Raw genomic sequence first — 20,546 nt, forward strand, 5'->3', positions numbered from 1 at the left:
AGATAATTACCTATAATTAAAATTCAGTTTAGGTTTTCTGCCTAGCCCCCTTCCTGAACCCCTGATGCCCCATCATGAACGCCTACGATATGTGCAGAATAAACATCGTGGCATCTGCTGTATCGAGCTCTGGCGTAGTTCAGCGAATTGCAGAGCTGGAATCACCGCCCCCTCTGCTTCGCCTACAGCAACGACGCCAAAAAGGAAAACACCCAATCCGCATTCTTTGCTGATCAAACCCATGCCTCAGACGAAGGTATCAGCTCATCGCTATAGAGAGCTGAGCCATGTCAACTACGCATTTAATAAGGCGGCTGTTTGTAAGTAGCTTGCTGGTTACTACCATCTTGATCAGCGGTTGCGCCACAACTTCCGCTCCAGCGACCACATCTCACACCACAGCGGTCATCCCGCCCACTGAACACGCTACGCCGGATTTCATTCCCGTTGTACGTTACGGACGCTATACCCTGGTAGAACTGGCTCCCAACGCGGCACAGCGTGATCTGTTGCTGCAGGTGATCGACGTATCAATGCCCGAAAACTCCCGCGCCACTGTGGGTGACGGCCTGCGGCATGCGCTCAAGCGAAGTGGCTACCAGCTCTGCGAAACGGCCCATTCTGTTAGTGAACTCTATTCACTGCCGCTGCCCGCTGCTCATCTGCACCTCGGCCCGATGACCTTGCGGGAGGCATTGCTTACCTTGGCCGGACCGTTCTGGACTCTGTATGTCGATAACCGTACGCGACAAGTGTGCTTCAAACGCCCCGACATTGATGCAGGAAATGGTAGCACTTTGGTCGCCGAAGCAGTTAAGCCCAACCCTCCTGCCGGAGAGCAGCCATGAACAACACCACCATAACACTGAAGCACACCGCAACCATGCTCATCCGACTCTTGATCTGGGTGTGGTTGGGTGTACTTACTGTTCTTGCCGTCATGAACTATCACAACACAGCCGAACTGACCGAGCGCGAACAGATGGATGCCCGCCTGAAGCAGGTTCAGGTACTGGAAGATCGCCTGACAGCGCTGACCGACAGCATACAGGCCCTTCAGGCACGCCCAGCCCCCGCCAGCACAACAGCCTTACGCGGCATACAGCAAAATCTGGAAATGCGTATCGCTCAGATTGAACAAACTCAAGAAAACTACGCCTCCACGCAGGCAGTGCAAACGCTTCGTGACGAACTTGAACAGCTCAAGTCCCGACAGGCAGTGGCCATTCCAAACACAGCAACCACCAGCCACATCGCCAGACCTGCTGCCATAGCGTCTAAGAAAATGCCATTCCCGTTCCGTATCCTGGGCCTGGAACTGCGTGCCGGGCAACGCATGGTATCGATTGCTCCTGCCAGTGGAGAACCGGCACCGACGCAAATCCAGGTTGTATTACCCGGCGAAACAGTGGGCCAGTGGCGACTGAAAACCATCGATGGCGACACAGCAATTTTCAGCCACGCCGGGCAAACACACCGGCTGGCTATCCCCTGAGGGAGAGCACAATGAAACGCCAGATGACGCTCCTCATCGCGGCCACTCTGACAATGTCAGCGATGGCACAGCCACCCACCACGATGCAGTCCCACATCGTACCGGTTCAGGGCGAACAACAACGAGATGAACGTCTGGCTCAGGAGTGGGGCCTGAAGACCGATGAATGGCAGCGATACAGCGAACTGATGGAGGGGCCAATCGGTACTTACTCACCCAACCTCGATCCGCTCTCTGCACTGGGTATCGAGGCACGCAGTGATGAAGAGCGACAACGTTATGCTGAACTACAAGTGAAAGCAGAAGCTCGTCGCGTCGAAAAGCTGCTGGCCTATCAGCGCGCGTACGACGAAGCGTGGCAAAGACTCAACCCTGGCATGCAGCGGGTAAGTTTGCCTGATGCTGGGCTCAGCAGAAACGCGGTGACCAGCAACGGACGCACGGCGGTGTTCGTCAAGGACAATTGCCAGCCATGCACCCAGCTTGTGCAGCGTTTACAGGCCTCCGGCACCGCATTTGACCTGTATATGGTCGGCTCACACCAGGACGATGCGCTCATCCGCGCCTGGGCCAGAGGTGCGCAGATTGACCCTGAGCAGGTACGCAATGGCACCATTACTCTGAACCACGACGCCGGTCGTTGGTCGTCTCTGGGGCTGCCCGGAGACCTGCCCGCCAGTATCAGACAAGTTAATGGCCGATGGCAGCGTCAGCCCTGACATCCATGCGACGGCGGTGGGTTCTGCTGGCGAACATACTGCTGAGCAGCCTGACCCAAGGCCAGGAGATCCCTCCGCCTGCCTACCAGTTGGCCGCTCAACGCGCTGGCATTCCCTCCGTCGTCCTCTATGCAGTGGCGCTGCAGGAAAGTGGCGTGCGCCGTGCAGAGCGCATCGTACCGTGGCCGTGGTCGCTGAATGTGGACGGTCAGTCATGCCGATATGCCAGTCAGGTACAGGCCTGCGCAGGAATACACCAGGCTCTGCGGGACGTACCACCAACCCGAATCGACGTAGGGTTGGGGCAGATTAATCTCGGTTGGCAAAAACATCGCTACCGCCAGCCCTGCGACTTACTCAACCCGTACAACAATTTGGCGATCGCTGCGCAGATCCTCAAAGAGCAATACATTCCCGGTGAGGACTGGCTGCTGGCGATTGGTCGCTACCACCGACCATCTGGAGGTTCGCCTGCAGCACGCTACCGGCATGGTGTATCTCAACACCTTCAGCGCGTATTGGGGCCACAGCAAGCCTTCACCAACACTAATAGCAAGGAGACCTCCCCATGACGACTCACATCACGACCGCATACGGCTTTCTCCTGGCACTCACCACCGTATCGCCGTTGCTGCATGCAGCACAACCGCCGATCGTAGTAGAGGACCATGGCGGGGCGTCAGCCATGCCGTACTACGAGGCGCTCAACCTTCAGGCCCGTTCACCCAATGCCCCACTCTCCCGCATTACTCTTCCATCAGTACAAGTGAACCCAGCCACCGAAGCAGACATGCTGCCAGTGCGCAGCCCGAAACTCACACCCGGCACCGTAGCACGTCGGGTCATCGACGCACCGGGCCTGCAGCCATTCTTTCTGGTCGGCGACGATGAAGCATCGCATATGTGGCTGCAACGCCAGGGGGCATCACTGCGCGAACGTAAAGCCATCGGCCTGGTAGTCAATGTCGAGAATGAGGCCGGACTGGCACACCTGCGTGCGATCACACCAGACCTGCAGTTCGCGCCGGTTGCGGCCGATGACCTAGCCGAACGCCTTAGCCTGCAACATTACCCCGTGCTTATCACCAGCACCGGCATTGAGCAATAACACAATGGCAAAGTCCCAACCGGTCGAGGTACTGCTGCGCCCAGCAGTAGAACTCTATACCGTTGCGGTTTGCGCCGGAGCCGTACTGCTATGCCTGACAGCTCCGTGGTCTCTCGCGCTAAGTCCAGACATCGGCATCGGCAGCGCACTGGCCTTTGTCGTCTTTGGCGCACTGCGCTGGCGTGATGCACAGGTGATCCTGCATTACCGCCGTAATATCCGTCGCCTGCCACGCTATGTGATGACCAGCCGTGACGTACCCGTCAGTGGACAACGACTGTTTATCGGTAGGGGGTTTCTGTGGGAGCAAAAGCACACCCACCGGTTGATGCAAACCTACCGACCTGAGTTCAGGCGTTATGTAGAACCGACACCCGCCTACCAGCTGGCCCGACGTCTGGAGGCGCGGCTGGAATTCGCACCATTCCCGCTGTCGAAATTGCCCCGTATCACCACCTGGGATGTACCATTTAACCCGGTTCGGCCTCTGCCTCCTGTCGGCGGACTGCCGCGCCTGCACGGTATCGAGCCTGATGAGGTGGATGTTAGCCTGCCCTTGGGCGAGCGCGCCGGTCATTCTCTGGTGTTGGGCACCACACGGGTGGGCAAAACGCGGCTGGCCGAATTATTCATCACCCAGGACATCCGCCGAAAGAATCACCTCGGCGAGCATGAAGTCGTTATTGTTTTCGATCCTAAAGGTGACGCGGATCTGCTCAAGAGGATGTGCATCGAGGCAAAACGTGCAGGCAGAGAAAACGAGTTCTATGTGTTCCACCTTGGGTGGCCGGAGATCAGCGCGCGTTACAACGCGGTGGGGCGTTTTGGTCGTATCAGCGAAGTCGCCACCCGCGTCGCAGGACAGCTTTCCAGGGAAGGCAACTCGGCGGCCTTCAGGGAATTCGCCTGGAGATTTGTCAATGTCATCGCCAGGGCGTTGATCGAACTGGGTCAGCGCCCGGACTACCTGCTCATCCAACGCCACGTCATCAATATCGATGCGTTGTTCATCGAGTACGCCCAGCACTATTTCGCCCGCACAGAACCGAAAGCCTGGGAGGTTATTGTCCAGATCGAAGCCAGGCTCAACGAGAATAACATTCCCAGGAATATGATCGGCCGCGAAAAGCGTGTGGTCGCCCTTGAGCAATACCTCAGCCAGGCCCGTAACTACGACCCCGTACTGGATGGACTGAGATCCGCTGTTCGCTACGACAAAACGTACTTCGACAAGATCGTCGCCAGCCTGCTGCCCCTGCTTGAAAAACTCACCAGCGGCAAAATCGCCCAATTGCTGGCTCCAAACTATTCGGATCTGAGCGATCCCAGACCGATTTTCGATTGGCTGCAAATCATCAGGAAACGCGCAATAGTCTATGTCGGTCTTGATGCACTATCCGATGCAGAAGTCGCAGCAGCAGTAGGCAACTCGATGTTCAGCGATATGGTCTCTGTGGCCGGACACATCTATAAATTCGGTATCGACGACGGTCTGCCGGGTGCATCTGCTGACACCAAGGTGCCAATCAACGTCCATGCCGATGAATTCAATGAACTGATGGGCGATGAGTTCATCCCTATGGTCAACAAAGGGGGCGGCGCTGGCATCCAGATCACCGCCTATACTCAAACCCTCAGTGATATTGAAGCCCGCATAGGCAATCGCGCCAAAGCCGGTCAGGTCGTCGGCAATTTCAACAATCTATTCATGCTGCGCGTGCGCGAAACAGCCACCGCTGAGCTACTCACGAAACAGTTACCCAAGGTAGAGGTCTACACCACCACTGTGGCCAGTAGCGTGACAGACAGCTCCGACATCCACGCAAAAACCGACTTCACCAGCAACACACAGGATCGCATCAGTCTATCGAGCGTGCCGATGATTGAACCGTCCCATATGGTTCAACTTCCGAAAGGGCAGTGCTTCGCGCTGCTGCAGGGTGGCAATCTCTGGAAAGTCCGCATGCCACTGCCTTCCCCCGACCCGGATGAAGTCATGCCGACCGATCTGCAGCAATTGGCAGGCTACATGCGCCAGAGCTACACCGATGCCGGACAATGGTGGCAGAACCAGGGGCCGTCCGTGTTGCAGGAGCAAGCACTGCCACCTGAATTGCTCGACGAAAACCTCAACAGCACCGCCAACCAGGGTAGAGCACCATGAGCGATCCGGCTGCTGCTGCGCAACACCAACAGACACGCCGACAAAGCCTGCTGGCGAGTGTCATCACCTTGCCGTTCAGGTTGCTTGGCGTGCTGATCGGCTCGTTGCTGATTTCAATCATCGTGGAATGCGCAGGCATGCATCTCTTCTGGAAAGACCAAGGCTGGCGACACTCGCAGGCGATGCTGCAGTACGAGATGGGTCACTTATCAAACCATTTCACACGCAGCGCCATTGTGCAGGAGCCGGGTCGAACTGCGCACCGGATCGTCGATATCGGCTATGAATGGATGTTCGTCAAGACCGGACTGTTTGAGCGCATGAAGCGGATCGCCGAGCGTGCCCGTGCTCCCAGCCAGACACCCAAGCACGACTTCCGCTACTTCGTAAGCCAAGTCTATGTATGGTCGGAAGACTATCTGATCGCCGCCGCCTTCACCACGCTGACGTTCATGGTACGCTTGCTGGTACTGGTGCTGACATTGCCGCTCATCCTCATGGCCGTGTTCGTCGGGCTAGTGGATGGTCTGGTACGGCGCGATGTGCGTAGGTTTGGTGCAGGTCGAGAATCAGGATTCATTTACCACAGGGCAAAGGCCGCGTTACTGCCGCTGACCATGCTGCCCTGGGTAACCTATCTGGCACTGCCGGTATCGGTACATCCGCTGCTGATCCTACTGCCCGGTGCGGCATTGTTGGGCTTCGCGGTGGCGCTGACGGCCAGTAGTTTCAAGAAATACCTCTAAAGAAGGTCTGAATAAGACTAAATTCGAAAATTTTAATCCTTAAAAAATATGGTAATAAATCCAATTATTTGATTGTTATATATAATGCTCGCTTTTAAGGTTTTCTCATGGCCAGCGTTAATGTTCATTGTCCCCGTTGTCAGTCTGCTTAGGTGTATCGCCATGGTCAGAATCCTAAAGGTCGTGACAGATTTCGCTGCCGTGACTGCCACCGCGTGTTTCTGCTCACTTATACCTACGAAGCGCGCAAGCCCGGTCTCAAAGAGCAGATCACCGAAATGGCTTTCAACGGCGCGGGGGTTCGCGATACAGCAAGGACGTTGAAGATTGGCATAAACACCGTCATTCACACGTTAAAAAACTCGCGCCAAAGCGAATAACGTCCTCACCGGTCGCTCATGCTGGCGTGGCACTTATCTGCGAACGCGATGAGCAATGGAGTTTTGTCAGCAGTAAAGCCCGCCAGCACTGGCTCTGGTACGCATACAACACCAGGACCGGCGGTGTACTGGCCTATACATTTGGCCCCCGCACGGATGAAACTTGCCGTGAATTATTGGCACCCCTTACGCCGTTTAACATCGGAGTGATAACCAGCGATGAGTGGGCCGTTATGCCAGAGCAGTGCTGAAGGATAAGCATCTGACAGGCAAAATCTTCACTCAACGTATCGAGCGTAACAACCTGACACTGAGGACGCGCATTAAACGTCTCTGAGCATTTAACGGTTAAGAATATTTAAGTGTAATCAAAGGTGTCCGCTCGAGGTCTTTAATATATACGACAGCATCGGCAGTAGATGTATTACCTTCAAGGTCCATCGATTGATTGAATTTAACTGTCCAATCTTTGATTTGGTTCGATTCTCCTGCGGAAAAATACAAGGTTTTGCAATCAAACATATTGGAAACCCCAGGAATCATAAATGGTGGTTGATCTTGTAATGTAACTTCCCAGAAGTCCAGATGACTATTACCAAGCAGAGCCAACCATTTAAAATGTGCGCTACTTCTTTGTTCTTCTCTTATTGCTTGAATGGCTTGGTAATTCATCACAAGTTGACGTTTACCCCCGCCATACAGCTTGGGATGTTTATATGATAAAAACGTATCGAAAAATACCACTTTTATGTGAAAAGACAAGGCAGCTTTAACCAGACTGCGTATACTGCTTTCGTCATTGTGAAGTGCCTCTCCTCGCAAATATGCCATAACCCTCTGATAATCTATGTTTTTTATGATATCCTGCCGTGGTTGCACCTGTAATGAATGGCAGTATTTATCACGCATGACATGCTCCAAAAACAAGTGTGTATATCCTTTTTGACTAAATGTAGCCATATTTGCCAATAGAAACTTACGTGCAGCAAGATGTTGATGCACTTCACCGATACATACATTCCCACTAAACATTTCTTCGAGAGCTCTAAATCCATTTCGGGATTTAACACATGGGAGCATACTTTCGATGCCTTTTTTTGCCTCATTCAATAGTTTATTGGCCGCTTGATCTTGATTTACTAGCAATAGCCTGTCTTCGTCGTCTTTAGGCATTCGATATTTAATTAGTGGTTCACCGCAATTCGGATTTGGGCAAGGTGAAAATTCATCACCACGGATTTTCATGTTACATTTTTCACAATACATAGTTTCTTTCCTCTATTCCTTGGTCACCCATTCTTGATACTCATTGCCAACCAAAATTTTGGCTAACCTTGGATCATCCAAACAACCGATAAGCCGATGGCCATTGCCACCATATCTGTCACTAAATGTCGTCTTATAACTCAGAATAAAATTCAGTAGTGCAACGCAAAATCGAGTATTGCCATCTTTAAACAAATGTAACTTGAATAGTAGAGCTACTAGTTTGCATGCCATTGCAGCTTTGGGGTAAGGCATTAATTTTAAGCCGGCACTCATCTGAAACATTGAGTTGACACTGTACCTTTCCAGTTCCGTTTCTATTCGTTGGCGAGCGATTATACTAAATTCACTTTCTGTTGACGCAATACCATGTCCACTTGAAGTCATTTTCTTTATCTTTTCTTCGTCATTCAATTCAGCGGGATTAATAACCCTGTCTATCGGCGATGACCAATTACTTAGCATGACCCCATATCTATCGCCAATGCCTTGGTTCTGTAGGTACTGTGCCGCCGCATCAATCACATTGCCGATGGTTGTATTTTCCAAACCTTTCTGAGAAACCAAAGCGCTAAATTTTTCTGTCAACCCATTAATAAATCGTTGTTGGTCTTTGTTATCGGTTCTTTCCATTTATTCTTCACCTTGAGGTTAGCATGATGAAAAAAGAATACTCCTCAACCCCCTAGGTTACTCTGGCGTTTATACGAAGTTTTCTGCAATTAAGAGGGTTGATATATACAGGGATGTAGTCAGCGATAAAACCTCGGTAAAGCCATCAGTGTAGTGCTCGAGTTTAATTAGCTCCCCCTTATATAGCTGACTCGAGAATTTTCCATAGCAAAAGTTACCTGAATCGTTGTTTGATTCAGCCTGTTCAAAATTCAGATTCACAACTTTCACATGTGAAAGTTTTCCGGTGTAACGAACAACTGAGCCTTACCCTGCTCCCAAACGATTGGCGCACTGTATTTTCCATTTCCTTGCTTTTCTGAACGCACTGGATAATGCATCCAATTAGTTGATTGTGATATATAATGCTCGCTTTTAAGGTTTTCTCACGGCCAGCGTTAATATTCATTGTCCCCGTTGTCAGTCTGCTTAGGTGTATCGCCATGGTCAGAATCCTAAAGGTCGTGACAGATTTCGCTGCCGTGACTGACACTGCGTGTTTCTGCTCACTTACACCTACGAAGCGCGCAAGCCCGGCCTCAAAGAGCAGATCACCGAAATGGCTTTCAACGGCGCGGGGGTTCGCGATACAGCAAGGACGTTGAAGATTGGCATAAACACCGTCATTCGCACGTTAAAAAACTCGCGCCAAAGCGAATAACGTCCTCACCGGTCGCTCATGATGGCGTGGCACTTATCTGCGAACGCGATGAGCAATGGAGTTTTGTCGGCAGTAAAGCCCGCCAGCACTGGCTCTGGTACGCATACAACACCAGGACCGGCGGTGTACTGGCCTATACATTTGGCCCCCGCACGGATGAAACCTGCCGTGAATTATTGGCACCCCTTACGCCGTTTAACATCGGAATGATAACCCGCGATGAGTTGGGCAGTTATGCCAGAGAAGTGCTGAAGGATAAGCATCTGACAGGCAAAATCTTCACTCAACGTATTGAGCGTAACTACCTGACACTGAGGACGCGCATTAAACGTTTGGTCCGGAAAACACTCTGTTTCTCACGCTCGATTGAAGTGCATGAAAAAGTCATCGGTGCGTTCATTGAAAAACATATGTTCTACTAAATGGAGTCATTACCCCAAATCGGACACTCCGTAGTTCCTATTGTTTACAGCCACAAGACACTCGTTTCACCAATATCACGCCATTGCTCAACGAACTGAGGAATGGCGTGATGACGCTTCCAACCCGACTTCGCGCTGTGCACTACAGCGCGCTCATTTTTTTCTCCATCGTCCTGATGCTGGGCTGCCCGTTAGCTGTCCATGCCGATACGCCAGCACAGCGCCAGGAGCTGGCCGCCGCGCTACGCCAGTTGGACGCCCTGCAACGCTTTGTCGCGCAGAGCGCCGCAACTACACCACTCGAGCCAAACGAACGTTATTACTTCGACTACCCACGGCTACTCGGTGATTTAGCCCGCGTGCGCTCTGGCATTCAGTTCTATCTTTCGCCATCCCGCGCCCAGCCGCGCGACACCACCGAACTGAACAGTGACTACCGCCAGGAATCGCCCCCCAAGTACTACAGCACCTCGCTGAAGCTGAAGGAGCAGCCATGACTTCCGCACAGATCAGCGCCTTTCAGGCGAACAGCAGTATCACACCTGCGGCAATGTCCACCGCCCTGACCAGTATCGTGTTCGCTGTACTGCTGTTGTGGGGCGCATGGGCTATCCGAACCGCCTACGTCGGCTGGGCCGAGAACCAGCTCAACCAGCGCCAGTTCCTCGGCGTCATCGTGCGCTTTCTCGCGATGTACCTCGTGCTGACGTTTTTCCTGCTCTCGTAACCAAAAAGGGCCAGCCCGATGAAACACTACCGCTATCCCACCCATCTCGTTCAGCGCGCTGCGCTGGCCTTGGGCCTTACCACCTTACCTGCATTGTCGTTCGCACAGGGATTGCCGCAACTGGAAAACCCATCTCGTGGCACAGGTGGCGGCATCATGGAAACCATCCGCAATTACGGCTACGACATCGTGCTACTGGTAGCGCTACTGGTGGTCGCCAGCATGTTCATCGGAGTGTGCTATCACGCGTACGGCACCTACGCCGAGATCCACAACGGCAAGAAAACCTGGGGCCAGTTTGGCTTGACGGTCGCGGTTGGGGCGGTGCTGCTGGTGATCGGCATCTGGCTGCTCACCGAAGCTACTGGCATTTTGTAAGAGGGGCTGGACATGTCAGCACATCCGCATGTCCGCGCAGACGGCACAGTGACATTCCTGCCACATCGGCTCAATCGACATCCGGTGGTGGTGCGCGGACTGACAGCCGATGAGTTGTGGATCTGTTGTGGCCTGTTCGGCTGCGCCGGGTTGCTCATCGGCGTACCGCTGTCCTGGCTACTTTCAACCATCGCTCTGGCACCAAGCTGTATTGTGCTGGGCATCACCTGCGGCGTATTCGTCGGAGGTGGCTTCCTGCGACGACAGAAACGCGGGCGACCCGACACCTGGCTGTACCGCCAGTTGCAATGGCGTATCACAACCCGCTATCCACTGCTCACAGGCTGGGTCGGCGGGCACCTGCTGATTACGCGATCGGGCTTCTGGTCGAACCGGAGGACGATGCGATGAGTCGATTCAAAAACGAAGTCATACATCTACAGGCTCACATCAAGACCCTCCGCATCGGTGCCAGCGCATTACTCCTTGTGGCACTGGTGATGGGGGTGGGTTGGTGGAACGCACCGCGTGATCTGACAATCCACATACCACCCGATCTGCGTTCAGGGAGTTCACGTGCCTGGTGGGAGGTACCCCCGGAATCGGTCTACGCCTTCACATTCTATGTGTTCCAGCAGCTCAACCGCTGGCCAACCAACGGAGAAGAGGACTACGCACGTAACCTCCATGCATTATCGCCGTACTTCACTCCGGCATGCCTCGCCTTTCTGCAGGCGGATTACGACTATCGCCGCAGCACAGGCGAACTGCAACAACGTGTACGCGGCGTCTACGAAATCCCCGGTCGCGGCTATGGCGATAATCCTGCCGCACGGGTACGCGTAGTCTCTGACCGCGATTGGGTCGTCACGCTCGATCTCAGCGCCGACGAGTACCACGGCCCGGAACAGGTCAAGCGCGCTCTGGTGCGCTACCCGCTCAAAGTCGCGCGCGTAGATGTCGATCCGGTCCGTAATCCGTTTGGTCTGGTGCTCGACTGCTACGACGGTGTTCCGCAGCACATCTCCCCCCCGACGCAGGAAACACCCAATCGTGTCGGCCTGGGCAAGCAAGGAGAAACCCCATGAAATTCCGTCTCATCCGGCTGGGGCTTCTGACTCTGGTAATGGCATCATCTGCCCATGCAGTAGAGATCCTGCGTTGGGAGCGACTGCCTCTTGCCGTACCGCTGACTGTCGGACAGGAACGTATTGTATTCGTGGAACACAACGTCCGTGTCGGCATCCCGGCCAGCATCGGCGACCGCCTGCGTGTGCAGAGTGCCGGTGGTGCCATCTATCTGCGTGCCAGCAAGCCCATCGAACCCACCCGATTACAGTTGCAGGACGTAGACAGTGGTGCGTTGATCCTACTCGACATTGATGCCATGCCAGCCAAAGAGGGCGAACCGAAACTTGAGCCTGTGCGCATCGTCGAGGACAATACCACGCCACCGCACTATGCCCAGCAACTGGACAGCGCAACCAAAACGCCCATTACAGAACCGGACAGGCCGACGCAACATGAAACGCCGGTGGCCGTGGTACTGACGCGCTACGCCGCACAGAACCTGTACGCACCACTGCGCACTGTTGAACCCGTGCCCGGCATCATGCGGGTAAATTTGCGCCGTAATCTGCCACTCGACACCTTACTGCCTACGCTGCCGGTTCAGGCGACAGTGCTGGTTTCATGGCGATTGGAAGATCAGTGGGTCACGGCCGTGCGACTGACCCATACAGAGGGTGGTTGGATTCAGTTAGATCCACGCACACTGCAAGGTGATTTCCTCGCAGCTACTTTTCAGCATGCGGCGCTCGGCCCACACGGTACCCCCGAAGACACCACAGTACTGTATCTGGTTACCCGCAAGCACGGGCTGCCCCAGTCGCTACTGCCTGCCATCCAACGCTTTGATCCTGCCGTGCACTTGCCTACTTCGACGCCTCCGAAAACGGAGGTGAATCATGCTCAGTAACGGTCTACTGAAATGGCTGATGATCCCGGTGATCTTGCTGGTGCTGTTCGTTGGCATCCGCATATTCTCTGGTCATGGCACGCATACACCAGACACAGCCGATACAGGCAGCCAACTCACCCCAGAGGAAATGAAGGCGTTGGGTATCGAAGGGGACACACCGCGTGACACCGTCGCCACACTGGTAGCACAGGTCCGGCAACTGCGATCCGAACTGCAAACCGCGACTGCCGACAACCGGACACAACACGAAGAAAACCAGCGTCTGCGCCAGCGTGAAAGCACCATTGACCAGCGTATCAACACTGCACTGGAGTCCGAGCGAGCTAACCTGCGCCGCGACCAGGAACAGTTCAGTAGTGAACGTCAGCAGACTGAAGGTCTGCTGGCAGATTTGCAGCGACGGCTGGACAGCATCAGCAGCAATGGTCACGCAGACTTGCCTGTCGGTCTTGGTCTGCGAGACGGGGATGCTGAAGGGTTCGGCAACGAGGCCGCTATCCGCTGGATAGAGCCTGACGATGCCAGGCAGACTGCAGGCCGCAATAGCAACACGGCGCGGAGCTTCCCGACCAGTTTCGGACCTGCGCAGAAGACACTGGACACTACGGTCGAAAGTGTAACCCGTGCCAGCGCTACCGGAGCCAAACCCGCCAGGGCTGTTTACACCGTACCCACCAATTCAACACTGATGGGCTCAGTCGCGATGACTGCGCTGATCGGCCGTGTCCCTATCGACGGCACCGTCAATGACCCCTACCCCTTCAAGGTTTTGGTTGGCCCCGACAACTTGACGGCCAACGGCATCGATATCCCCGATGTGGCCGGAGCCGTGTTCAGCGGCACCGCCTCTGGCGACTGGACGCTCTCATGCGTCAGGGGGCAGGTACGCTCAATCACCTTCGTTTTCCACGACGGCACCATCCGCACCATTCCACAAGATAGCGAACACAGTCATCAGCAAAGCAACGACCAGAACAGTCTCGGATGGATCAGTGATCCCTACGGTATCCCGTGCGTGTCAGGAGAGCGCCGCAGCAATGCCCAGCAGTATCTCGGCACGCAGGCTTTGATCACCGCAGCGGGTGCAGGCGCAGCATCGCTCATGGATTCAAAAAGCAGCCAGATGTCCTACACCGGTGCCAACGGCTCCATTGGCACGGTGGGTATCAGCAGCAACGAGGCGGTGGGCAGCATTCTTGCCGGCGGCGTACGCGACATGTCGGATTGGGTCAACAAGCTCTATGGCCAGGCCTTCGCAGCGGTCTATGTGAAGCCAGGCGCACAAGTTGCAGTTCACCTCGAAAAACCTCTCGCCATTGACTACGAAACCGAAGGCCGCAAGGTCGACCATCGTACAGGAGAAAGCCATGCGTTCGAACTGGACTAAATCGTTGGCAACCATGGTAACGGTAACCGTATTGACCAGTTGCGCTACCAGCAAGGAAGAGCTGTTGCCACATGGCGGTCGAACCATGCAGGACATCTGGCAGCAGGAGAGCGGCAATGGAGGCAGTCCGGGTCAGATGGCATACCGTCAACTGCTCGATGCCCGTCAGAGCTTACGTCGCCCACTCAGCCATGCAGATGTGAAAACATTTTCCACTGAGCAGGAAAGCTACACGCGTACCGCCGCCAATGATGTACGCAGCCAGTTTCAGCGGCTGCCCAATCCCGACTTGTTGATGTACGTGTTCCCGCATCTGGCGGGGACAGACCCGGTTCCGGTGCCGGGTTACACCACCATTTTCCCGCTCTATCAGCGTGTACAGTACGCGATGCCAGGGGAACGTACGGAGGACTACTGATGGTCTGGTCGCTTCTTCGTCGTAAATCCTCAGAGGTCATCAAAGACGCACTGCCGGACGGCTGGCAGCACCACGTCAACACACTGCAACAGGCAGGTATTCCTGAACCCGGATCCACCACCAGGGGAAACAGCCCCGCTACACAAGCCGACGAACAAGCCTTGTACCAGGTTGTGCCATCGCTGGTCGAGCTACTGCCCTGGGTTGAATACCTGCCCACATCACAAAGCATGCTGCTGGAGGATGGCAGCTCGGTCGCCGCATTCTTCGAACTAACCCCATTGGGTACCGAAGGCCGTGAACCGTCCTGGCTGGCACAGGCACGGGATGCACTGGAGAACGCGCTGCAGGACAGTTTTGATGAGTTTGACGACAACCCCTGGGTGCTACAGCTCTATGCCCAGGACGAGACAAACTTTGACGCCTATCTGCAGACCTTACATCGCTACATTCGACCACGCGCACAAGGCTCTCGTTTCACTGAGTTCTACCTGCATTCGATGGCTCATCACCTGCACGCGGTAGCAAAGCCGGGCGGCCTGTTCGATGACACCACAGTCACCCGGCTGCCCTGGCGTGGCCAAATGCGCCGGGTACGCATGGTGGTCTATCGCCGTACTACAGGCGGCACAGCACGACGCGGCCAGACGCCCGAGCAGGGATTGAACGTGGTTTGTGATCGCCTGACCGGAGGCCTGACCAACGCTGGCATTCGTGCACATCGACTGGATGCCGCACAAATCCACGACTGGCTACTGCGCTGGTTCAACCCACATCCCACACTACTGGGACTGGGTGCCGAAGACCGCGAACGCTTCTACCAGTTGACTGCCTACCCGAATACCTGTGACGCCGACGAGATCGAGCTGGCCTCTGGACGCGATTTCAGTCAGCGACTGTTCTTCAGCCAGCCACGCTCAAATGCAGATCAGGGTGTGTGGTACTTCGACGGCATCCCGCATCGGGCAGTCGTGACCGACCGCCTGCGTACCCCACCAGATGTAGGGCATCTGACAGGTGAAAACCACAAGGGTGATGCCATCAATACCCTGTTCGACCAGATGCCGGAAGACTCTGTGATGTGCCTGACGCTGGTTGCCACACCACAGGACGTGCTCGAAACGCACCTGAATCATCTGGCCAAAAAAGCCGTGGGCGAGACGCTGGCATCCGAACAAACCCTGGCGGACGTGCAAGAGGCTCGATCGCTGATCGGCAGTTCCCACAAGCTGTACCGCGCCAGCCTGGCGTTTTACCTGCGTGGGCGGAATGAAGAAGAGCTCGACAGCAAGGGGCTGCAACTGGCCAACGTGATGCTGGGCGCAGGCCTTCAGCCAGTACGCGAAGAGGACGAAGTCGCCCCGCTCAACACGTATCTGCGCTGGCTACCGTGTATGTACAACCCGGCCCAAGACCGCAAACAGTGGTACACGCAACTGATGTTCGCCCAGCATGTAGCCAACCTCTCACCGACCTGGGGGCGTAGCCGGGGTACGGGCCATCCAGGGATCACTGTCTTCAATCGTGGAGGTGGCCTGATCACGTTCGACCCATTCAACCGCCTGGATCGGCAGATGAACGCGCACCTTTTCCTGTTCGGCCCCACAGGCTCAGGCAAAAGCGCAACCCTCAACAACCTGCTCAATCAAGTCACCGCAATCTATCGTCCACGGATTTTCATTGTGGAGGCAGGCAATTCCTTCGGGCTGTTCTGCGAGTTCGCCCGGCGTTTAGGACTGACCGTCAACCGAGTCAAACTCGCCCCCGGAGCCGGTGTAAGTCTCGCGCCGTTCGCCGACGCCCGTCGACTCATTGAAACGCCCAGTGACGTACAAACACTCGATGCCGATGAACTGGATGATGAACGACAGAGCAAGGGAACTGAGGCTGATGAACAGCGCGATGTGCTGGGCGAACTGGAAATCACCGCACGTTTGATGATCACCGGTGGTGAAGACAAGGAAGAAGCCCGCATGACCCGGGCCGATCGCTCGTTGATCCGCCAGTGCATTCTGGACGCCGCCCAACGCGGCGTAACGGCCAACCGCACCGTACTGACCCGCGACGTACGTGATGCGCTGCGTGAGCGCGGCCATGACACCACACTGCCGGAAATCCGGCGTGCTCGCCTGCTGGAGATGGCGGACGCAATGGATATGTTCTGCCAGGGCAGCGACGGAGAAATGTTCGACCGCGATGGCACCCCCTGGCCAGAGGCCGACATCACCCTAGTCGACCTGGCAACCTATGCGCGTGAAGGCTATAACGCACAACTGTCGATCGCCTACATCTCACTCATCAACACCGTCAACAACATCGCCGAGCGCGACCAGTTCCTGGGCCGCCCCATCCTCAACGTGACGGATGAAGGCCATATCATCACCAAAAACCCCTTGCTCTCGCCCTACGTTGTGAAAGTAACAAAAATGTGGCGCAAGCTTGGGGCGTGGTTCTGGCTCGCGACGCAGAACATCGACGATCTGCCAAAAGCGGCAGAACCGATGCTCAACATGATCGAGTGGTGGATTTGCCTGTCGATGCCGCCCGACGAAGTCGAGAAAATTGCCCGGTTCAGGGAACTGACACCCGCTCAGAAGACGCTGATGCTGTCAGCACGGAAAGAATCCGGCAAATTCACCGAAGGCGTCATCCTCTCCAAGAACCTGGAGGTGCTATTCCGTGCCGTCCCCCCCAGTCTCTACCTCGCTCTTGCGCAGACCGAACCCGAGGAGAAAGCCGAACGCTACCGGCTGATGCAACAGTACGGCATTAGCGAGTTGGATGCCGCGTTCAAAGTAGCCGAAATGATTGACCATGCACGTGGCATCACGCCCATGGTTATAGAGGTGATCAACGAGGCTGATTGATCTGCTGCTCCAGGCGGGTCAGCCGTTCTACAATGGAATCAAACGACAGAGTCTCACCATAAAACATCCGGGCGTTCAGCATCGCCTGATAATCCTGCCTCAACGCATCAAGCAGCGCCGCATCCGGGATCAGTCTCAGCGCGCCCGTCAGGCAGCGGTCATAGTGGCTGGAACTGCTGCGAAAGAAGGTTTCTTTGATGTTCAGCACATCCTGCAACAGCGCGATATCTTCCAAAGCCCGGTGACCGATATGGTGGTCAGCCAACCGCGCCAGATCGTACCAATGCCGCGACAGCCGCGCAGCACTGGCACGCAGGTCCGGGCGATGGCATTCAACATGAATGAGTGTTGCCTTCTCCCAGAAAGTACGCATCGGCGACAGTACGGCGACCTTTGCTGTTGGAAACACCACCCCCGGCACATGCTCACCGATGTCTGGCACGATGGTCAACATCTCCTGCGGCAAGGTCGCATTTCTGCCACCGAACTCGATCAACACGCTGGGCCGCAGATAGGCGTCGGTGTTCTCCACTGCACTGGGGTAATAAAGCCTGAGTTCTTCCGCATTATCACTGATTTCAATCGTGACTTCGTGATTTGGAAGAGCCTGTAGCAACGCCTCATGTAGTGCCGGCACCAATTCCCCGGTGACATGCTCAGCCAATGCCTCCCTGAGTGTGTCAGACAATTTCCGGCGCTGATTGCCGGAAAGCGTGTCCAGCACGGGCACGTCCGGCACCAGACTGCGATAATCAATGGTGACATCGATATCTTCGGAGAAACGTTCGATAGCCTGATAGACCTTCGACAGTGATGTCCCTCCCTTGAAGGCCATCGGTTTGCGGCAGGGTAACGCAAAGAGTGAGCCGAGTACCTGGCATAGCCAGATATCTTTTTCCAGAATCTCGGCACGGCGTCCAAGCACTGGTGCCAGACCATTCAGCAGTTCGGCCTGCTCAACGGGCGTCAGATCAAAATAGGACGCACCTGACGTATCAGACATGTGTCACCTCGCTGCGTTCGTAGCCGCGCAATGCTTCCAGCATCCATGCAGGCATTGAGGCCTTGGCAGAGCACAGTGCCTGAAACTCCGTGGGAGCGAGCTTTTGCGCAATCCGCTGAAATGTACCGGAGGTGACCTGATGACGTCCCAGATACCAGAGCGCCGACAGCGCCTGACCTGCTGGTCGGCCAGCCAATGCCAGTTTACGCGATGCGACATGCTGCAAGCGGACGGTCATTTTTCCTAATCTAACCACCCGTGACGACCCACTGGTGTAGAACACCGCTTGCGCCGGCATCTGCGTAGAAAAGCCGAAACGCCGTGCGGCCTCTGCACCGTGGATCTCAATCGTCGCGCCTTCCGCCTCAGCCAGTGTCTGCGCGATCTGCTCAGGCGCAGGCAATGTCTTGACGCCAAAGCGACCGACCTTGGGAACGACATACAGCCCATGGCCGATACGCTCAATACTGCCAGCCTTGGTAAGCCGCATCAGCGCCTGATCGATGGCCGCACGCGACCCCAACCCGGCGAAGATAGCGGGCGTGAAAGGCTCTCCGACTAACAGGGTGGAGATGCGTTCTCGAATAGCTTTGGCTGTGCTCATAGCGGCCTCCTGTTGTTAGATATTTTACAAAAAAATCTAACACATCACAATGAGAGCAAGAACCGCCTAAAGCAGATTCATCCAGAAACCGGGATGCACCGCTTCCCGATTGTTTATCGTTTCCTGAAGCAGATCGGAGTGGACTACCACCATGATCAATTTTGCGGTACTCCATATGCTGGCTTCTGCTTCCATCTATTCCTTTTCGCGGCATAGGCTTGCTACTGTCTTGCTCACTGCGCTGCTGAGTCCACTCGTACAGGCCGCGGATTTACTGGCCGTTACTGATACCCGGCACCCGATGCAAAACCTGGGCAACACCCGGCTCATCGAACTGGACCTCCCATCACGCATCGAAGCCGAGCTGGCAGCCAACCTCCCCAAAGATCCAACCCGTGCCACGGCAATCGTGCAACAACGCCTGAAAGAAGGCGGCACCGCCCTGCAGCAGCGCATCAACGAGGCCTATCAGAACGTTGTCGATGCCTGGAGCCTGGGCATCACCACCCTTCCCGCCGTTATCGTTGATCAACGGTATGTGGTTTATGGTGAAGCTGACGTCGCCAAAGCGGTTGCGCGTATCGACGCTTACAGGAGGACTCAGCAATGAGACTCCCACGCTGTCTGCGCGCCAGCATCGCCAGCATTTTGCTGACGGCAGCCAGTTCATCGTTCGCTCTCAACACCGTCGCCATCATATCCTCGTCGTTATCCCCAGATTGCCTGGAATACCGCGTCACCGGGATCTGCTACTGGCTGCTTTGCACCCCGTTCGGATGTTCGGTACGCACTTCCGTCAAAGTCAGGCACTACGTTCCCGATGCCGTGGTATCGAGCTATGGCAATACGGGCAAAAACCCGTGGATTGAGGTGCGCGCCATGAGCATGCCCAACACCACGGCCCAGGGCGGCGGTGACGGCACCAGCAACCATAGCAACGAGGACAATCTATCCAGATTCCGCAACGCTGACGTGATCGGCCACCCCGGTGGCCAGGCATTCAGTCAGTTTGCCTCGTCATCAGGCTACATCTGCGACGGTGCCGGCATTGCGTTCATGCCGTACCTGCTGAGCACACTAGATACCGTCGCGTGGCGCTACAACATTCCCGAAGTCGTGTATCCCGAGGCGCTGATCCCCGGTATGCGCGAGATCGGCGCACGCGCCACGCTGAACCTGTGGGGCAGCCTCTATCCGCGCGGTGGTTTCCTGCACCAGGTGGACAGCTACAAGGCCAGTGCCGTGGTCGCCCAACGGGCGGGCGACATCGTGACCCGTCGGGGACAACTGCATGTATACCAACCCTTGCTTGCCAACGCGCACGACGGTTACTGGCCAGCAGGCGCACTGATGGAAAACGATGCATCGACCGGCAAATGGCAAGAGCTGGCCCCTGACCTGTCCTCCTCCTGCACAGTCTTCCCACATAACGGGCCACTGACTCAGGCGCAGCAAGACGACTATGCCTGGGCACTATGGCGACCGTATAGCTGCTGCCAGCGACGCGGCCAGACCTTTCTCGGCAGTATGGATTTCAACTGAGGATAT

General features: G+C 55.5%; 22 protein-coding genes and 2 pseudogenes. 20 read left to right on the forward strand and 4 right to left on the reverse strand.

What is annotated here, in order from left to right:
* The first annotated feature begins 287 nt into the window (after positions 1-287).
* From pilL2 to FAZ14_RS08730, 8 genes and pseudogenes are all read left to right on the forward strand, one after another.
* Positions 288-848: a PFGI-1 class ICE element type IV pilus protein PilL2 gene (gene pilL2, locus FAZ14_RS08695; protein WP_153508373.1), complete on the forward strand. Its 561-nt coding sequence runs from the start codon at positions 288-290 to the stop codon at positions 846-848.
* Positions 845-1,495 carry a hypothetical protein gene (locus tag FAZ14_RS08700; RefSeq protein WP_153508374.1) on the forward strand — a complete coding sequence of 217 codons (651 nt, stop codon included), beginning with the start codon at positions 845-847 and terminating at the stop codon, positions 1,493-1,495. Before pilL2 ends, FAZ14_RS08700 begins: the two co-directional genes overlap by 4 nt.
* Before the next feature lie 23 nt (positions 1,496-1,518).
* Complete coding sequence (locus FAZ14_RS08705) at positions 1,519-2,214, forward strand: TIGR03759 family integrating conjugative element protein (protein ID WP_438908005.1); 696 nt, start codon at positions 1,519-1,521, stop codon at positions 2,212-2,214.
* Complete coding sequence (locus tag FAZ14_RS08710) at positions 2,196-2,786, forward strand: transglycosylase SLT domain-containing protein (RefSeq protein WP_153508376.1); 591 nt, start codon at positions 2,196-2,198, stop codon at positions 2,784-2,786. Before FAZ14_RS08705 ends, FAZ14_RS08710 begins: the two co-directional genes overlap by 19 nt.
* The gene (locus tag FAZ14_RS08715) at positions 2,783-3,322 is read left to right on the forward strand and encodes an integrating conjugative element protein (protein ID WP_153508377.1); all 540 of its coding nucleotides are present in this window, start codon (positions 2,783-2,785) and stop codon (positions 3,320-3,322) included. The genes FAZ14_RS08710 and FAZ14_RS08715 overlap by 4 nt, the downstream gene beginning before the upstream one ends.
* A 4-nt stretch (positions 3,323-3,326) precedes the next feature.
* On the forward strand, positions 3,327-5,486 hold the full coding sequence (gene traD, locus FAZ14_RS08720) for a type IV conjugative transfer system coupling protein TraD (protein ID WP_153508378.1): 2,160 nt from the start codon (positions 3,327-3,329) through the stop codon (positions 5,484-5,486).
* A complete protein-coding gene (locus tag FAZ14_RS08725; RefSeq protein ID WP_153508379.1) occupies positions 5,483-6,232 on the forward strand; it encodes a TIGR03747 family integrating conjugative element membrane protein in 750 nt (249 codons plus the stop codon). Before traD ends, FAZ14_RS08725 begins: the two co-directional genes overlap by 4 nt.
* 152 nt (positions 6,233-6,384) lie before the next feature.
* Positions 6,385-6,946 (forward strand): annotated as a pseudogene (locus FAZ14_RS08730) (IS1 family transposase); the annotation flags it as partial.
* A 14-nt stretch (positions 6,947-6,960) separates the two neighbouring features.
* Here the strand turns inward: FAZ14_RS08730 and FAZ14_RS08735 are convergent.
* Entirely contained in the window at positions 6,961-7,878 is a 918-nt protein-coding gene (locus FAZ14_RS08735; RefSeq protein ID WP_153508380.1) for a TraB/GumN family protein, read from the reverse strand.
* 12 nt (positions 7,879-7,890) lie between these two features.
* Complete coding sequence (locus tag FAZ14_RS08740; RefSeq protein WP_153508381.1) at positions 7,891-8,511, reverse strand: Fic family protein; 621 nt, start codon at positions 8,509-8,511, stop codon at positions 7,891-7,893.
* A gap of 472 nt (positions 8,512-8,983) precedes the next feature.
* Here FAZ14_RS08740 and FAZ14_RS08750 point away from each other — a divergent pair.
* From FAZ14_RS08750 to FAZ14_RS08795, 10 genes and pseudogenes are all read left to right on the forward strand, one after another.
* Positions 8,984-9,633, forward strand: a pseudogene (locus tag FAZ14_RS08750) (IS1 family transposase).
* Positions 9,634-9,743: 110 nt separating this feature from the next.
* The gene (locus FAZ14_RS08755) at positions 9,744-10,130 is read left to right on the forward strand and encodes an integrative conjugative element protein, RAQPRD family (RefSeq protein WP_153508382.1); all 387 of its coding nucleotides are present in this window, start codon (positions 9,744-9,746) and stop codon (positions 10,128-10,130) included.
* The gene (locus tag FAZ14_RS08760) at positions 10,127-10,360 is read left to right on the forward strand and encodes a TIGR03758 family integrating conjugative element protein (RefSeq protein WP_153508383.1); all 234 of its coding nucleotides are present in this window, start codon (positions 10,127-10,129) and stop codon (positions 10,358-10,360) included. Before FAZ14_RS08755 ends, FAZ14_RS08760 begins: the two co-directional genes overlap by 4 nt.
* Before the next feature lie 18 nt (positions 10,361-10,378).
* Complete coding sequence (locus tag FAZ14_RS08765) at positions 10,379-10,738, forward strand: TIGR03745 family integrating conjugative element membrane protein (protein ID WP_153508384.1); 360 nt, start codon at positions 10,379-10,381, stop codon at positions 10,736-10,738.
* A gap of 12 nt (positions 10,739-10,750) precedes the next feature.
* Positions 10,751-11,149 carry a TIGR03750 family conjugal transfer protein gene (locus FAZ14_RS08770; protein WP_153508385.1) on the forward strand — a complete coding sequence of 133 codons (399 nt, stop codon included), beginning with the start codon at positions 10,751-10,753 and terminating at the stop codon, positions 11,147-11,149.
* Positions 11,146-11,826: a PFL_4703 family integrating conjugative element protein gene (locus FAZ14_RS08775; protein WP_102801079.1), complete on the forward strand. Its 681-nt coding sequence runs from the start codon at positions 11,146-11,148 to the stop codon at positions 11,824-11,826. The genes FAZ14_RS08770 and FAZ14_RS08775 overlap by 4 nt, the downstream gene beginning before the upstream one ends.
* Complete coding sequence (locus tag FAZ14_RS08780) at positions 11,823-12,716, forward strand: TIGR03749 family integrating conjugative element protein (protein ID WP_153508386.1); 894 nt, start codon at positions 11,823-11,825, stop codon at positions 12,714-12,716. The genes FAZ14_RS08775 and FAZ14_RS08780 overlap by 4 nt, the downstream gene beginning before the upstream one ends.
* Positions 12,706-14,106: a TIGR03752 family integrating conjugative element protein gene (locus tag FAZ14_RS08785; protein WP_153508387.1), complete on the forward strand. Its 1,401-nt coding sequence runs from the start codon at positions 12,706-12,708 to the stop codon at positions 14,104-14,106. The genes FAZ14_RS08780 and FAZ14_RS08785 overlap by 11 nt, the downstream gene beginning before the upstream one ends.
* Positions 14,087-14,524: a TIGR03751 family conjugal transfer lipoprotein gene (locus tag FAZ14_RS08790; RefSeq protein WP_153508388.1), complete on the forward strand. Its 438-nt coding sequence runs from the start codon at positions 14,087-14,089 to the stop codon at positions 14,522-14,524. Before FAZ14_RS08785 ends, FAZ14_RS08790 begins: the two co-directional genes overlap by 20 nt.
* Positions 14,524-17,391: a conjugative transfer ATPase gene (locus FAZ14_RS08795; protein WP_153508389.1), complete on the forward strand. Its 2,868-nt coding sequence runs from the start codon at positions 14,524-14,526 to the stop codon at positions 17,389-17,391. The genes FAZ14_RS08790 and FAZ14_RS08795 overlap by 1 nt, the downstream gene beginning before the upstream one ends.
* Here FAZ14_RS08795 and FAZ14_RS08800 read toward each other — a convergent pair.
* Both FAZ14_RS08800 and FAZ14_RS08805 read right to left on the reverse strand, forming a co-directional pair.
* Positions 17,375-18,394, reverse strand: coding sequence for a nucleotidyl transferase AbiEii/AbiGii toxin family protein (locus FAZ14_RS08800; RefSeq protein WP_153508390.1), 1,020 nt, complete (start codon positions 18,392-18,394; stop codon positions 17,375-17,377). The genes FAZ14_RS08795 and FAZ14_RS08800 overlap by 17 nt on opposite strands.
* A complete protein-coding gene (locus FAZ14_RS08805; protein WP_153508391.1) occupies positions 18,387-18,998 on the reverse strand; it encodes a DUF6088 family protein in 612 nt (203 codons plus the stop codon). The genes FAZ14_RS08800 and FAZ14_RS08805 overlap by 8 nt, the downstream gene beginning before the upstream one ends.
* A 151-nt stretch (positions 18,999-19,149) precedes the next feature.
* Here FAZ14_RS08805 and FAZ14_RS08810 point away from each other — a divergent pair, with 151 nt between their 5' ends.
* Positions 19,150-19,608 (forward strand): TIGR03757 family integrating conjugative element protein, encoded by a 459-nt coding sequence (locus FAZ14_RS08810; protein WP_153508392.1) that lies wholly within the window; start codon positions 19,150-19,152, stop codon positions 19,606-19,608.
* Positions 19,605-20,540: a TIGR03756 family integrating conjugative element protein gene (locus FAZ14_RS08815; RefSeq protein WP_153508393.1), complete on the forward strand. Its 936-nt coding sequence runs from the start codon at positions 19,605-19,607 to the stop codon at positions 20,538-20,540. Before FAZ14_RS08810 ends, FAZ14_RS08815 begins: the two co-directional genes overlap by 4 nt.
* Positions 20,541-20,546: the final 6 nt, after the last annotated feature.

Origin of the sequence: Dickeya oryzae, assembly GCF_009372235.1 — a bacterium.
Classification (GTDB): domain Bacteria; phylum Pseudomonadota; class Gammaproteobacteria; order Enterobacterales; family Enterobacteriaceae; genus Dickeya; species Dickeya oryzae.